Raw genomic sequence first — 14,677 nt, 5'->3', positions numbered from 1 at the left:
CAGGCCCGGCAACCCAGGCGATGGCAAGAGCGCTCAATAGTAGCCGGACAGGTTCAGGAAGAAGCCCTTGCTCTCGTAGCGCAGCTCGGTCAGGTCGTCGCTGAACTCGGTGAAGTTGTAGCCGGCACCTATCTTGAAGTTCTGCCCGACCTGCCGGTCCACGCCCAGCAGCCAGCCCTTCTTGTCGCCGCCGTCGCGCACATCCAGCCAGCGGTACTCGGCCAGGCCTTCCCACTGCGACCACAGCCGGTAGCGCAACTGCAGCGCCGAGAAATTCACCCGGCTGTCCAGCCAGGGACCTTCGCCGCGGCCGGTGCGGTAGTCGCCCCAGCGCGCGGCCAGCTTGGCCGCCACTTCCCAGCGCTCGCCGATCTGCCGCACACCCTCCAGCGAGATGATCTGCGACTTCTGGTCGTACACGTTGCCGCCTTCCTGGCCCAGCGACGCCACGTCGTACAGATAGGTGTATTTGCCGAACGCGGCCCAGCGCGTGTTGTCGTGCGGGCGCCAGGCGAAGCCCAGGTTGGATTCCACCAGCTTGGCATCGGCCAGTGCATTGATCCTGTCCTGGGTATCGGCGTAGTTGGCGCGCAGCGCGATGCGCCAGTCCTCGTTGATCTTGTACAGCAGGCGGTTGGTGGTCACCCACTGCTCGCGCTGTTCGGCGCCCTGGTCGCGGCGGTATTCCAGCTTGCTGGTCCACTGCGTGTTGGCGTCGGTACGGCCACCGCTGACACTGTAGGCGCGGCGATCGACGCGGCCGGTGGTGGCGTCCAGCTTGCCGTCCATCACGCTGAAGCCCAGGTTCCAGCCCTGCGCCGGGTAGAAATCCATGCCGAAGGTGTTGACCAGGCCCGCGGTGTCCTCGCGCCGGTCCTTCAGGTACTGGCTTTCGTTGAACACATTCACCTGGTTGCTCAGGCGCCAACGCTGGCCCAGCGTCCAGCCCGACTGCAGGCCGGTGTCGTACAGCGGGTCGGTGGTGGTGCGGTCGGTGCTGTAGCTGTAGTTGCCGTAGAAGCTGTGTTCGGGGGTCATCCAGTACTCGGCTTCCAGCTTGGCGCCGTCGCCGCGGCTGCCGCTGCTCACTTCGGCGCCCACGCTGGAACGATCACCGAACAGATAGCGCGTGCCCAGGGTCAACAGGTTGTTGTCCTCGTATGCGCCGCCATCATCATCCACGGTCAGCTGGCCGGTGCCGTACAGCTCCCACTTGGCGCCGAAGCGCTGCCGGTAGCTCAATGCGGCCAGGGTGCCATCCACGTCCACGCCTGCATTCTCTTCGCGCACCCGGCGCAGCTCCGCCCCCAGCTGGCCGTTGTTGCCCAGCCGCCAGTCCAGCGTCAGCTGCGACTGTTCCAGCGCCACGTCGCCGCGTTCGGCGCGGCTCTGGCGGCCATACAGGCTCAGGTTGTCGGTGAAGTAGCCGAGGAACTCGGCGCCGTACTCTTCCAGTGCCACCCCGGTGTCCATGCGCGATACCGAGAAGCCGGCATCCACGTCGCGCCACCAGGCGCCGAAGCTCCAGTCCTGCGTGGTCCAGCCCAGCTCACGCAGGTTGGCCCGTGCTTCCACCGCGCGCGCATCGCCCTTGCGCGCCGCGTTCACCGGGTTGCGCTGGATGAAGCTCAGGCCGCCGTTGTCCGAATAGAAGATCGGCGCGGCGGTGGCTTCGCTGCGGGTCTGTTCCAGCTTCAGGTAGGTACCGCGCCCAGCCTGCAGGGTCAGGTCGGCACCCATCAGGCTGTAGTCGTCGCCGCTGCGGTTTTCGTCCACGTAGGTGCCGCCCACCGCCACGTGGTCACCGAACCATTGCTTGCCACGCAGGCCGGCACTGACATCGTCGGTGCTGAAGCCCACCGGCACGTACTCGTAATCGACCAGCAGCACCTGGTCGTAGCCGTCCAACGGCGTGTCGCGGGTGAGCGTGCGCACGTTCTCGCGGGTGATCTGCGAAAGCGCACGGGTCAGCAGGATGCGGCCCTGGATCTCGTTCACTTCGTAGTCCACGCCGCGCTGCAGGGTGCTGCGCACTTCGGTACGGCCGGTGGTGCGGTCGCGCACTTCCAGCACCACCTGTTCCGAGCCCGGCAGCAGATCGGTGTGGCGCAGGTAGTACAGGCTGCCGCCGGTGCCCAGGAATTCGCTGTGGCCCAGCGCCGACTGCGCCTCCGAGCCGAATGCTTTCAGGTAGGAGCGCGGATCACCCAGCGGGGTGGTCGCGCGCGATCGCCAGCTCAGGGCCGCGCCATACAGCGAGCGCACGTACTGGCCGTACTCGGTGCCGGTGAAACCGGTGGCGAAGTTGCCCCACAGCGCCTGGTTCTGGTCCCAGTCCACGCGCACGTACAGCTTGCCCTGGGTATCCACGTCCCGGTACGTGGTCGAATCATCGCCGTACACCGGGTAGTACTGGTCCGGGTCCAAACGGCGGAACACATCGCGCGCATCGGCATCCAGGAAGCCGCTGAACAGACGCTTCAACTCGCGGTCGTAGGTGTCGGCCTGCGCGGTCACCAGGTACTTCCCGCGCAGCTTGCTCTTCAGGTAGAACGCCAGGCGGCCTTCGCTGAGGAAGCTGTCATCACGGTCCTGGTCGGCCACCAGTGGGTCCAGGTTGCCACTGGCGCTGTTCTTGGACAGGGTTACATCCGCCAGCGCCACCAGGAAGCGGTAGCTGCCGGTCACCTCCACATCCAGCGTGCGCTGCAGGGGCGGCGCGTCCTGCGCTTCCACTTCCACCTGGTAGCGGTGCTGGCCGATCGGCTCCAGGAATTCGGCGGCGAACTTCTGCTCCAGATCCACCGGGAAGCTCTGCCCGTTGATCAGCACGCGCGCGTTGGGTGCCAGGCCGCGGCCGTAGATGCGCACGCGCGAGCCGTAGATGGCGATGTTCTGCTGGCGCAGCGCGTTCTGTCCATAGATGTCATTGGTCAGCTGCTGATCGCGTGCCTCCTCGCCGTTCAGCACCTTGCCCAGGGTCTTCTGCACGTTGTCGCGCACCTGCTGGGTGCCCCGTTCGTAGTCGGTGGGCAGCACCAGCTGGAAGCGCTGCGCGCTGGTTTCGTCGAACGCGCCATCGTGGCCGTAGGCGCGGGCGATGTACTGCAGTTCGTCGCCCTCGCGCAGGTTCAGCCCGGCCGGCAGCTGCCCATCCCATTCGGTGTTGCCCACGTAGTCCACCGGCATGGGAATGCGCGCCAGCGGCGTGACCAGATCGGTATCGGAACCGCGATACAGCGTGATCTCGATGCGTTCGATGAACGAGGCGTAGTTGTTGTAGCCATGGAAGCGCAGCGGCTTGGTCAGGCGCCCGTTCTCGAACGGCGCCATGGAACCGGTCTGCACGTTCAGCACCGGCGCCGACAGCGACGGATCTTCGGTGGCCCACACCACCGCGCCGTCAGGCAGCTCGGTCACGAACTGCCCACCCGGTGCGGCCGCGCGCGCGTCGGCGGGCGTTGGCACGGTCTGCGGGGTCGGGTCGCCGTGCACCTGCAGCAGCAGGTCGTTGCCGCGGCGGCAGCCTTCGGCACCGCACAGGGTCTGCGGCACTTCCGGCGCGGGCGCTGCGGTCTGCGCCCAGGCCGAAGGCAGCAGCAGCGCGGTGGCCAGGGTGATGAGTGCGGTCGTCTTGATCATGGCCCTCTCCTCAGCGGTCCGCGCGGTCAACGGTGGCCGGCGCAGGCAGTACCTGCACCTGCACCCGGTCGGCCCACCCATCTGGCAACCGCGCCAGCACGGCCTGCTGCAGCACGCGGCCGCGGTCTGCCGCCAACGCTTCCTGGCCCGCCTCTGCACGCACCTGCAGCACCCCACCCTGGCGTGCCTGCAACGCGCTGGCCGCCTGTACCAGTACCGCCTCGTTGCCAGGTGCCAGTTCGGCGCGGCCCGGTACGAACAGTGCAGGACCGAACTCCAGCCGCAGGGCCGGACGACCGCTGTCGAACCGTGCATCGGGCAGCTGCACGCCGAAGTCGAAGCGCACCGGCAGCCCCGGGGTGATCCGCCGCAGCAGCGGGTTGCGCGTGGTGAAGCGCGCGTCGGCCGGCAGCGTGGTCGGGTCCACCTTCAGGATGAAGTTGCGCCCACGTGCCTGGCCGCCGTTGATGCCGACCAGGTGGTAGCGGCCGAACGCATCGGTTTCCATCACCAGGCCTTCCACCGATGCCACGCGCACGCCGGGAATGCCGCGCTCACCGTCATCCTGGATACCGTTGCCGTTGCGGTCTTCGAACACGCTGCCCAGGATCAGGCTCTCGTCCAGCAATGGATCGCCCACCACCTCTACATCGGCAGATGCCACGTTGCCGATGCTGGCGTTGACCGCATCCACCGCGGTCACCCGGTTGGTGTGGATGCCCTGGCCCACGCCGGCGCCCACGCGCAGGTAGTACACCAGCGTGGCGCGGCCGCCGGCGGCGATATCCACCTGTTCCACCCGCAGCGGCGAACGCGCGCTCACGAACGCGGCGTTGTCCAGGTCGCGGGCCTCGAAGCCCTCCTGCACGAAGGTGAAGCCGACCGGCAGCGTATCGACCACGTTCACCCCCAGCGCATCCACTTCGCCCAGGTTTTCCACGGTCACCACGTAGCGCACCAGCTCGCCCACCTTCACCGTGCGCTGCGCTGCCTGCTTGGTCAGGCGCAGCACGGCGCCGCTGGCGGTCACGGTGATGTTCACCCGGCCATCGGCGCACACCGGGGTGGGAATGGACACGTCGCAGATGTTGTAGGTGAAGGCATCCTGGCCGCTGTAGCCGACGAAGGCGGTGTAGATGCAGACGCCGTCGGTGCAGCCCAGGCGGCCGTAGCGCGGCGCGGCCAGCACGCGCAGCGAACGCGGGTTGATCGGCGCGCCGCTGGTGCTGATGTTGTCCAGCAGCGAGATCGTGACCGGTTCACCATCGGGTGTGGTCACGGTCTCATCCACCACTTCAACCGCGTTGGCCTGTACCTGCACGGTCACGCTGGCGGTGCCGCACTGCACCGGCGCGGCCTGCGTGCAGACGGTGTAGGCGAAGGTGTCGCTGCCGCTGAACGTGGCCGCCGGCGTGTAGCGCACGCTGCCATCGGCCAGTACCTCGGCGCTGCCCGAGGTGGGCGCGGTGCTGATGGTCACGGCCACCGACGCCGGCACCACCGGGCTGCCGGCAACCAGATCGTTGGCCAGCACCGCCACCACCACCGGGCTGTCCTGCGGCGTCGTAGCGGTATCGTCGGCCGGCTGCACGGGGCTGCCAGCCGGCGGGTTGGCCAGGGTCACGGTGACCGTACCGATGTCGCAGACGCTGGGCTGGCTGACCAGGCAGATCTGGTAGGTGGTGGTGTAGGTGGCACCGGCCACACCGGCGGCCACGTCCACGCTGCCATTGGCCTGGATGGTGATGGCCGTGGTGTTGGTGGGGGTCAGCTGCACCGTGGTCGGGTCCAGCGCGGCGCCGTTGAACGTGTCGTTCACCAGCACGTTCAACACTGCGGTGGCGCCGGTGGCCGGCACATCGGCAATCGCATCATCCACCGCGACCAGGGTGCCACCCGCGGCGCTGACCGTGATGGTCAGCGTGGCGGTATCGCACACGCCGGCATACGGCGCGGGCAGGCACAGCTGGTAGATGAAGGAATCGTTGCCGGTATAGCCTGCGTTGGGCGTGTAGGTGTAACTGCCATTGGCATTGAGCACCACGGTGCCCTGCGCCGGTGCGGTCACCAGCGAGAACACCGAACCGCCGCCGGCATTGTCATTGCCAGCCACGCTGCCGCTCAGCGCCTGCCCGGCCGGTGTGGTGGCCACATCGTTCACCGCATCCGGACGCACCAGCACCAGCGCCGTGGCCTGCGCGCAGTTGCCCGTGTTGCTGGCTTCGCAGATCTGGTAGGTCAGGTTGAGCGCACCGGCCGCGGCACTGCCGGCAATGTTGATGATGCCGTTGGCATCGATGCTGACGCCTGCCGGCGGTGCGATCAGCGACACAGTGACCTGCGCCGGCTGCACCGGCACGCCATTGATCAGGTCATTGCCCAGCACCGACGGCGTGGATCCGCCCGCGCCAGGCAGGGTGGGCGTGCCACTGAAGTTGTCGCTCACTGCCTGCAGGGTCGTGGCGCTCACGGTCACGCTGACCGACCCGGTGTCGCAGACATTGAGGTTCGGTGCCGGCAGGCAAACCTGGTAGGTGAAGGTATCGGTGCCACTGAAACCCGGGTTCGGGGTATAGCTGATGGTGTTGTCCCCGTTCACCACGGCGGTGCCGTTCAGCGGCGCGACGATCACCGTGAACACCGGGTTCAACGGCAGCGTGTCGTTGGCAGCAACGTTCAGCACGGTGGTGCCGGTGCCGGCCGACAGCGTGTCATCGGCCGCGTTCGGGCGCACCGCCACCAGTGCAGTGGCCTGTGCGCAGTTGGTCGGCACCGCGTTTTCGCAGACCTGGTAGTTCAGCGTGGTGGCGACCGGAACCAGACCCGCAGCGACGGTGATGACGCCGCTCGGGCTCATGCTGTAGCCGGTGGGCGCCGTGATCAGCGTGGCGGTTACCGGCGTGGTACCCGGCACGATCAGGGCACCGTTGAAGCTGTCATTCAGCAGCACGCTGGTGGTGGTGCCGCCTGTGGCCGGCACAATGGGCGTCGCGCTGAAGTCATCGTTCAGCGCGCTCACGCTGGTCGTGCCCACGTTGACGGTGACGGTGGCGGTGGAGCACACCCCTGCTGCCGGCGCGGGTAGGCAGACCTGGTAGGTGAAGGTGTCAGCGCCGGTGAAGCCCGCCGCAGGCGTGTAGCTGATGGTGTTGTCGGCGTTGACGACTGCGGCACCATTGCCCGGTGCCACCAGCACGGTCAGCGTGGGGTTGGACGGCAGGGTGTCGTTGGCGGTGACATTGAGCACCGTGGTGGTGCCGGCCGTTGCCGTCAGCGTGTCGTTGGCCGCAGCAGGACTGACCGCAACCACCGCGGTGGACTGCGCGCAGTTGGTCGGCACCGCGTTCTCGCAGACCTGATAGGTCAGCGTTGCCGCAGCCGGCGGCGTGCCCGGTGCCACCGTGATCTGCCCGTTGGCAGCCATCGTGTAGCCCGCAGGCGGGGTGATCAGCGTTGCGGTGACCGCCGTGGTGCCCGGCACGATCGCAGCGCCGTTGAAGGTGTCGTTGAGCAGCACGCTGGCCGTGGTACCGCCGCTGGCCGGTGCGATCGGCGCGGCGGTGAAATCATCGGCGGTGGCGACCAGGGTGGTGGCCGCGACGGTGAGGCTGACCGTGGCGGTGTCGCAGACGCCGGCGGCCGGTGCCGGCAGGCACACCTGGTAGGTGAAGCTGTCGCTGCCGGTGAAGCCTTCCGACGGCGAGTAGCGGATCGTGCCGTCTGCCAGCACCGTGGCCAGGCCGTTGGTCGGCGCAACCGTCACGGTCACCACCGGGTTCGAAGGCGCGGTGTCGTTGGCCAGCACGTTCAGGATGGTGCTGGTACCGGCGGCAGCCAGCAGGCTGTCGGCCACCGCGTCCGGGCTGACCGCCACCAGCGCCGTTGCCTGCGCGCAGTTGGTGGGCACGGCGGTTTCGCAGACCTGGTAGTTCAGCGTGACCGCCGCGGGCGTGGTGCCCGCCGCAACGCTGATGACGCCCGTTGCGCTCATGCTGTAGCCGGCCACCGGCGTCACCAGCGAGGCGCTGACCGGAGTGGTGCCAGGCACGATGGCCGCACCGTTGAACGTATCGTTCAACAGCACGCTGGCGGTGCTGCCACCGGTGGCGGGTGCGATGGGCGTGCCGCTGAAGTCATCGGCGAGCGCGCTGATGCCATTGGCACCCACCGTCAGGCTGACCGTGGCGGTATCGCAGACCGCACTGCCCGGCGCCGGCAGGCACAACTGGTAGGTGAAGCTGTCCGCGCCGGTGAAGCCGGGCGTCGGCGTGTAGTTGATGCTGCCATCTGGATTGACCGTGGCAGTCCCGTTGGCCGGTGCCGCCGACACGGTCACCACCGGGTTCAGCGGAGCAGTGTCGTTGGCCAGCACGTTGAGCAAGGTGGTGGTCCCCGCCGTCGCGGCCAGGGTGTCCGCCACCGCGTCCGGGCTGACCGCCACGATGGCCGAGGCCACCGCGCAGTTGGTCGGCACCGCGTTTTCGCAGACCTGGTAGGTCAACGTCACCGCGGCAGGAGTGGTACCCGGCGCCACCGTGATCACGCCGGCCGGGTTCATGCTGTAGCCGTTCACCGGCGTCACCAGCGAGGCGCTGACCGGCGTGGTGCCCGGAACGATGGCCGCGCCATTGAACGTGTCGTTCAGCAGCACACTGGCAGTCGTTCCACCGGCCGCGGGGGCAATCGGCGCCGCAGTGAAGTCATCGCCCAGGGCGCTGAGCGTGGTGTTGCTGACGGTGACCGTCACCGTCGCCGAATCGCAGACCGTGGCGCCGGGGGCCGGCAGGCAGACCTGGTAGGTGAAGCTGTCGGTGCCGGTGAAGCCCGCCGTCGGGGTGTAGCTGATGCTGCCGTCGGCATTCACCGTGGTGCTGCCATTGGTCGGTGCAACCGATACCGTCACCGTCGGGTTGGCCGGTGCGCGATCGTTGGCCAGCACGTTCAGAACGGTGGTGGCGCCAGCGGCGACGGGCAGCGCGTCGGCCACCGCCTCCGGGCTGACCGCGACCACGACGGTGGCTGCCGCACAGTTGGTCGGCGCCGCGTTCTCGCAGACCTGGTAGTTCAGCGTGGTTGCCGCCGGCGTGGTACCCGCCGCAACACTGATCACCCCGTTGGCCGACATGCTGTAGCCGCTGGGCGGCGCCAGCAGCGACGCCGTCACGGCGGTGGTGCCCGGCACGATGGCCGCGCCATTGAACGTATCGTTGAGCAGCACGCTGGTCGTGCTGCCGCCGGTGGCCGGCGCGATAGGCGCTGCGGTGAAGTCATCGTTGGTCGCCACCAGCGACGTGTTGCTGACCGTAAGCGATACGGTTGCAGTGGCGCAGACCGTTGCCGCCGGCGCGGGCAGGCACAGCTGGTAGGTGAAGCTGTCGGCACCGGTGTAGCCGGCCGTCGGCGTGTAGCTGATGCTGCCGTCGGCATTCACCGTGGTGGTGCCGTTGCCCGGCGCCACCGACACGGTCACCACCGGGTCCTGCGGTGCGGTGTCGTTGGCCAGCACGTTCAGCACGGTCGCGGCACCGGCGGTGGCCGGCAGGGTGTCGGCCACCGCCACCGGGCTGACCGCGACCACGGCCGAGGCCGATGCGCAGTTGCCCGGCACCGCGTTTTCGCAGACCTGGTAGTTCAGCGTCGTTGCCGCCGGCGGCGATCCTGCGGCCACGGTGATCACGCCGTCGGCCGCCATGCTGTAGCCCGGCACCGTAGTCAGCAGCGAAGCAGTCACCGCCGTGGTGCCCGGCACGATGGCCACGCCATTGAAGGTGTCGTTCAACAACACGCTGGTGGTGCTGCCGCCGGCCGCGGGAGCGATCGGACTGCTGCTGAAATCGTCGTTGGCCGCGGTCAACGTCGTGGCCGCCACGGTGACGGTGACCACTGCGGTATCGCAGACCGCCGCGGCGGGCGCCGGCAGGCAGACCTGATAGTTGAAGGTATCGGTGCCGGTGAAGCCAGCGCTGGGCGTGTAACTGATCGTGCCGTCGCCATTGACGAGGGTGGTGCCGTTGCCCGCAGCTACCGATACGGTCACCAGCGGGTTCAGCGGCGCGGCATCGTTGGCCAGCACGTTCAGCACGGTGGTGGCGCCGGCGGCCGCCGGCAGTGCATCGGCCACGGCGTCCGGGCTGACCGCCACCAGCGCGGTGGCCGCGGCACAGTTGCCCGGCACCGCGTTTTCGCAGACCTGGTAGTTCAGGGTCGCCGCGGCCGGCGTGGTTCCCGCAGCAACGGTGATCACACCGCTGGCCGAGATCGTGTAGCCGGCCGGCGCGGCAATCAGCGTGGCGGTGACCGGCGTGGTGCCCGGCACGATGGGCGCGCCGCTGAAGGTGTCGTTCAACAGCACGCTGCTGGTGCTGCCACCGGTGGCCGGTGCAATCGGGCTGACGCTGAAATCATCGTTGCTGGCCACCAGCGAGGTGGCACTGACCGTCACCGTCACCGTGGCCGAATCGCAGACCGTGCCGCCCGGCGCGGGCAGGCACAGCTGGTAGGTGAAGGTATCGGTACCGGTGAAGCCGGCGGTCGGCGTGTAGCTTATGGTGCCATCGCCATTGGCCACGGCCGTGCCCTGGCTCGGGCCGGCACTGACGGTGACCACCGGGTTCAGCGGCGCAGCATCGTTGGCCAGCACGTTCAACACCGTGGTGGTGCCTGCGGTGGCCGGCAGGCTGTCGGCGACGGCATCGGGGCTGACCGCCACCAGTGCGGTGGCGGCGGCGCAGTTGGTCGGCACCGCGTTCTCGCACACCTGGTAGCTCAGGGTGGTCGCGGCCGGGCGCGTACCCGCGGCCACACTCACCACACCGTCGGCCGACAGGCTGTAGCCGGACACCGGCGTGACCAGCGATGCGGTGACCGGCGTGGTGCCCGGCACGATCGCACTGCCGCTGAAGGTGTCGTTGAGCAGCACGCTGGTGGTGCTGCCGCCGGCCGCCGGATCGATGGGCGTGGCCAGGAAGCTGTCATTCACCGCGACCAGCGAGGTGGTGCTGACCGTCACCGCCACCGTGGCGCTATCACACACGCTGCCGTGCGGTGCCGGCAGGCACAGCTGATAGGTGAAGGAATCCGGGCCGACGAACGGGCCGGAGGGGGTGTAGCTGATGCTGCCATCGGCATTGACCACGGCGCTGCCGTTCACCGGCGCCACGCTGACTGTGACCACCGGCGTGGCCGGTGCCACGTCGTTGGCCAGTACATTCAGTACGGTGGTCGCACCGGCAGCGGCCGGCAGTGCATCGTTCACCGCATCCGGGCTCATCACCACCACCGCGGTGGCGGTGGCGCAGTTGGTCGGCGCAGCGGTTTCGCAGACCTGGTAGCCCAGCGCCACCGAGCCCGGCAAGGTACCGGCCGCGACGCTGATGACGCCATTTGCGGCCATGCTGTAGCCGGACACCAGGGTGGTCAGGGTGGTCGTGACAGGCGTGGTCCCCGGCACGATGGCCGCACCATTGAAGGTGTCGTTGAGCAGCACGCTGGCGGTACTGCCACCGCTGGGCGGGACCGCGCTGGCGCTGAAATCATCATTCACCGCCACCAGTGCAGCGGCCGCCAGGGTCAGCGCCACCTGGGCGGTATCGCAGACGGCGCCGTCCGGTGCCGGCAGGCACACCTGGTAGGTCAGGGTGTCGGCACCGCTGGCGCCGGCGTTGGCGGTGTACTGCAGGCTGCCGCTGGTCGACAGCACCGCGCTGCCCAGGGTGGGCGGGGTAACCACGGTATAGGTGGCACCGGCAGGCACGTTGTCGTTGGCGGCAAGATTGAAGGTGCCCGGCTGGGTGCCGGTCACGCTGCCGCTGTCATCGACGGCATCGGGCGCAACCAGCACCTGCACGGCGGCGGTATCGCAGGTGCTGCCGCCCTGCTCGCACAGCGAATAGGTGAGCGTGGTGGCACCAGCCGGCGCGTAGCTGGCCACGGTGATGACGCCGTTGGCATCGATGCTGAAACCGGTGGGCGCGGCCACCAGATTGGCCGTGACCTGCAGCGGATTCACCGGTGCGCCGTTGAAGTTGTCGTTGGCAAACACCGTGGGCGTGGTGCCGCCGGCACCGGGCGCGAACACGGGGCTGCGGAAGTTGTCATCCACCGCGTCAACGGTGTTGGCCACCACCGTGATCGTGACCGTGCCGGTGGCACAGACGGCCGTATCGGGCGCCGGCAGGCAGACCTGGTACTGCGCGGTCTGCGGCCCGGCCGCGGCCGGTGCATAGCTGAAGCTGCCGTTGCCCTGCAGGGTGAAGGTGCCCGCGGCCGGCGGCGTGACCAGGCTGTAGGTCGCCGCTGCGGGCGCGTTGTCGTTCAAGCTGACATCGCCCACCAGGGGCTGCCCGGCCGAGGTGCTGTAGCTGTCGTCGGTGGCAGCGGGCGCCACCACCAGCGCGACCTGCGCGGTGTCGCAGTTGGCGGTACCGGCCTCGCACAGTTCATAGGTCAGGGTCTGCGCACCGGCGGCGGCGCCGGCCGGCACGTTGATCACCCCGGCGCTGGTGAAGGTGTAGCCCGGCGGCGGTGCGTTCACCAGGCTCACGCTCACCTGCGCGGCCGTCACCGCCGCGCCGTTGAACAGATCGTTGCCCAGCACGCTGGGCGTGCTGCCGCCGGTCACCGGCGAGATGGCCGGCGTGCCGAAGGCATCGTCCACCGCATCGACCGTGTTGGCGGTGATGACAAAGGTGGCCGTCGCCGTCGAGCACACCGCACTGTTCGGCGCGGGCAGGCAGACCTGGTAGCTGGCGCTGTCAGTGCCACTGCTGCCGGCCGCCGAGGTGTAGGTGAAGCCGCCATCGGCAGCCAGCACCAGCGTGCCCTGGGTGGGGGCGACCAGCACGCTGAATTCCGCGCCGGTACCGGTGCTGTCATTGCTGGCCACCGAACCGGTCACGGCCTGGCCCGACTGCACCGGCACGCTGTCGGCCACGGCCGTCGGCGCGACCAGCACCTGCACGCTGGCGGTATCGCAGTTGGCCGGGGCTGCCACTTCGCACAACTGGTAGGCCAGCGTCGTGGCACCCGGCGTGGTGCCTGCGGCCACGGTGATCACGCCGCTGCTGGCATCCAGGCTGAGGCCCGCCACCGGCGCCTGCAGCGTTGCTGTAACCGCTCCGGCGGTGACTACCACGCCATTGAGGGTGTCGTTGCCCAGCACGCTGGGGGTGGTGCCGCCGGCAAGCCCGGGCACCGGGGGGGCGAACAGATCATCGTTGGCCACCAGCGCATTGGCGCCCAGGGTGACGGTGACGGTCGCGGTATCGCACACCGCAGCGTTCGGCGCCGGCAGGCAGACCTGGTAGCCGAACGTATCGCTGCCGGTGACGCCGGCATTGGGCGTGTAGGTGTAGCTGCCGTCGCTGTTCACGGTCACCACGCCCTTGCTGGCGGCGGTGCCGAGGCTGAAGGTGGAGCCGGCCGGGATGTTGTCGTTGCTGCCGACGTTGGCGGATACCGGCTGCCCCGCGCCTGGCGTGGCGATCGCATCGTCCACCGCGTCGGGAGCGATGACCAGCTGCACGCTGGCCGTATCGCACAGCGTTGGCGCGGCGGTCAGGCAGATGCGGTAGCCCAGGGTGACCGGACCGGCCACGGCGTTGGCCGGCACCGTGACGGCGCCCGCGGCGTTGATCAGATACCCCGCCGGTGCGGTGATGAGCGTGGTGGTCAGGTTGGCCGGCACCACCACGGCGCCATTGAAGGTGTCATTGCCCAGCACGCTGGCGGTGGTGCCGCCGCTGGCCGCGGCGATCGGCGCCGCGCTGAAATCATCGTTCACCGCATCGATGGTGTTGGCGGTCAGGTTCACCGTGACCGTTGCGGTGTCACACACGGCCGCGTTCGGTGCCGGCAGGCACACCTGGTAGCCGAAGGTATCGGTGCCGGTGGCGCCCGCGTTGGCGGTGTAGGTGAAGGCGCCGTTGGCCTGCAGCACCACGCTGCCCTGGCTGGGCGCCGCGCCGGTCTGCACGAAGGTGGAGCCGGTAAATACGTTGTCGTTGCTGGCAACGTTGCCGTTCACCGCCTGCCCTGCCTGCACGGCCACGCTGTCATCCAGCGCATCGGGGCTGACCAGCAGGCTGACCGTGGCGCTGGCGCAGTTGCTGGGCGAAGCCGCTTCGCAGATCTGATAGGTCAGGCTGACCGGCCCGGCCGCTGCGGTGGCCGGCACGCTGATGGTGCCGTTGGCCGCGATGGCATAGCCGGACGGCGCGTTGGTCAGCGTGGCGACCACGGCGGCATCGGCGAACGCCGCGCCGGCCAGGGTGTCGTTGCCGAACACGCGCGGCGTGCTGCCGCCGCCGCCGGGCGGGAATGGCGTGACACTGTAGTCATCGTTGTTGGCGACGATGGCGGCCGCCTGCACGGCGATGGTGGGCGTGGTGGCGGTGTTGTCGCCCGGGGTCGGATCGGTGGTACCCGGCGGCGGCGTGATGGTGGCCGCGTTGGCCGAAATGGTCGCCGGGGTGACGGTGGGCGCGGTGCCGTTCACCAGCACCACCAGCACGTCGCCCACGCCGACGTTGACGCCAACGTTCAGGCTGCCGGTGCCCGAGGCCGCCGAACAGGACGTGGCCGCCGACACCGTTGCGCAGGTCCAGGTGACCCCGCTCAGCTGCGAAGGCACCGAATCGGTGAGGGTAGCGCCCACCGCCTGCGACGGGCCCGTGTTGCGCACTTCAATGCGGTACTGCACCGCGCCACCGGCCGCGACCGGCACCGGCGTGGTGATGGTCTTGACGATGCTCAACTGCGCGCTGGCGGCCAGTGCGTTGCTGTCGCTGCTGCTGTTGTTGCCCGGGGTGGGATCGGATACGTCGGCCGGCGCGGTCACCGTGGCGGTGTTCACCAGCGGGTTGCGGTACGCCTGTGCCTGCGCGCCCGCCATGGCCAGCGTGGCCAGCAGCGCGGTGCCCAGTTGCAGCGCGCGCGCGCGCAGGCAGGCGTGGCCGGGCAGGCAGTTCAAGCGACGGGCGCGGGCGGTGGGCATGCTGTCATCCTCGAAAGCACCGCGCAGGCTCTGGCGTTCCCC

At 69.0% G+C, this 14,677-nt stretch carries 2 protein-coding genes; both read right to left on the bottom strand.

Going from position 1 to position 14,677, the window contains the following annotated elements:
• Positions 1 to 33: 33 nt before the first annotated feature.
• Complete coding sequence (locus G4G00_RS15040) at positions 34 to 3,642, bottom strand: hypothetical protein (RefSeq protein ID WP_164274728.1); 3,609 nt, start codon at positions 3,640 to 3,642, stop codon at positions 34 to 36.
• A gap of 10 nt (positions 3,643 to 3,652) precedes the next feature.
• Positions 3,653 to 14,635, bottom strand: a complete 10,983-nt coding sequence (locus G4G00_RS15035) for an Ig-like domain-containing protein (RefSeq protein WP_164274726.1) — start codon at positions 14,633 to 14,635, stop codon at positions 3,653 to 3,655.
• Positions 14,636 to 14,677 lie beyond the last annotated feature (42 nt).

This window comes from Stenotrophomonas sp. B1-1, from assembly GCF_010894375.1.
Classification (GTDB): Bacteria; Pseudomonadota; Gammaproteobacteria; order Xanthomonadales; family Xanthomonadaceae; genus Stenotrophomonas.
This window is presented reverse-complemented; position numbering and strand designations above follow the sequence as displayed.